Source organism: Pseudomonas sp. Irchel 3E13, from assembly GCF_900187455.1.
Taxonomy (GTDB): domain Bacteria; phylum Pseudomonadota; class Gammaproteobacteria; order Pseudomonadales; family Pseudomonadaceae; genus Aquipseudomonas.
Map to the genome: position 1 here is coordinate 1 of NZ_FYDX01000044.1, position 2,000 is coordinate 2,000.

Annotated in this window: 1 protein-coding gene; it reads right to left on the reverse strand. The window is 67.8% G+C overall.

All coding sequences use genetic code 11. The features are described from left to right. Positions 1 to 2,000 (reverse strand): autotransporter domain-containing protein (locus CKW37_RS32255; protein ID WP_143502196.1); only part of this gene is annotated, 2,000 nt, incomplete at both ends.

Sequence of the window (2,000 nt, forward strand, 5' to 3'; positions counted from 1 at the left end):
CCGGCCTTGTACTTGGCTTTCAGCTCTTCGTTGTAGCTGCCCGCCGCGACATGACGTTTGCTGTCGATGTCGTGCCAGCTATAACCGGCGCCCATGCGTGCGGCGAAGGCGTCGAGTTGGTAGCTGAGGTAGGTGGCCAGGTGGTAGCTGTCGACCGACGCATCCGAGTTGCGCTTGCTGGCATCGAGGCTGGTCTTGGTGTAGCCCGCCGCGATACCCGCGCGCCATTCGTCATTCAGGTTGTTGTCGAAGCCGAGCATGAAGCCGGACAGGTCGCGATCGACGCTGGCGGCGCCATGGCTGCCGTCGTTGTTGGACCAGCCGCCCAGGGCGGTGATCCAGCCCACGCCCTGCCCCTGGCAACCGCTGCTGCTCTGCTGTCCGCTGGTCGGTGCCAGCACGCTGCGCGGGTCGTCGTTGCCGCAATCGCCCTGACGCATGCGGTCATTGACGGTGTTGCGCACGTAGCGGGAGTCCTCCAGCAAGACGCTGGCGGTGCTGGCGTGGATTTCGCCGGACAGGCTGTCGAACGCGGCCTGCGCCGCGGCGCGGTCCATGCTGGTGATCGCGCTGCGCAGGCTGGCCGGCGCGGCGGCCGAGTCCAGGGCGGCGGCGACGCCACGCTGGTTGTCGCTGAGGGCGACGTCGGCGAAGGCGACGCCGTTGCGCGCCACCGACAGGCTGACGTCGTTGCTGCCGTACACCAGGCGGGTGTCGATGAAGGCCAGGTTCGAGGCCACGCCGAGGCTGTCGAGGTTGTCGCTGTCGAACTTGCCGGTGATGCCGCCGCCGGCGGTCAGCAGGGTGTAGGTGGTGTCGCCGGTGTACGGCTGCGCCGCGAACACGTTCAGCGTACCGGCCAGGTTGGCGGTGCCGCCCACGGCCAGGTAGCTGGTCGGCAGCGGGGTCAGGTTGATGCTCAGGGTGCCTTCGCTGGCGTTGGTGAAGTCGCCGGTGACGGTCAGGTTGCCGTTCGGGCCGGGCTGCACGGTGCCTTTGTTGATCACGCTGTTGACGGTGCCGGTGCCGGTGAGGCCGGCGCCGTTGGCGACGACGATGTCGGCCGCCAGGGTATTGCCGACCGGCGCGGCGAACAGGGCCATGCGCGCGAACGCGGCCACCGGCGCGGCAGCGGCGGCGACTGTTTCACCCACTTGCAGCACGCCTTCCTGGATCAGGAAGTCGCCGCTGAAGCTGTGGTCGCCAGTGAACAGCAGGGTGCCGGCGCCGCGTTTGTAAGCCGAACCGGTGCCGCTCAGGTTGCCGCTGAAGGTGCCGTTGACGTCCTGTTGGAAGATCAGGTCGGCGTTATCGACGATGTCGCCTTGCAGGCTGGTGGTGTTGCCTATCAGCGTACCGCCGCTGACGAGGGTGCCACCGCTGTAGGTGTTGGCGCCCGACAGCACCAGGGTGCCGCCGTCGAGTTTCTCGATGCCGCCGCTGCCGACCAGTTGCGCGGCGATCAGCGCCGAGGCGTTGCCGGCCACGCGCAGGCTGGCCAGGCTGCCGTCGGCGGCGTTGACCGCTTCCAGCGTGCCGGCGGTGCCGACCAGTTGGTAGCCGTCGCTGAGGAACTGGATGCCGGAGAAGGCACGCTGGCCATCGATGGTGACGGTGCCACCCTTGCCGCCGAAGACCGCGAATTGGCCGCCGGTCCAGTCGTTGGCGTTTTTGCCGGTGGAGTTGGTCCAGTTGGTGTCCGCGCCCCAGGTGCCGCTGCCGCCGCTGACGGTGCCGTCGGCGGTGGTTTTCGAGCCGTTCCAGAACAGCAGGCCGCCGTCGGCTTCACCGACCACCAGGTTGACCTGGTTGGCGATTTCGGTCTGCACGGTCATCTGCGAGGCCAGGAAGTCGGTCGGCAGGGTGCCCAGGGTCAGGCCGTTGTTGGTCAGGCTGCCGCCGTAGCTGAACAGTTGGTAGACGCCGATGCCGAAGCCGCCGGCATTGCTGATGTTGAGCAGGCCGTCGAGGGTCAGGTTGCCGTTGGATTGGACCAGGGT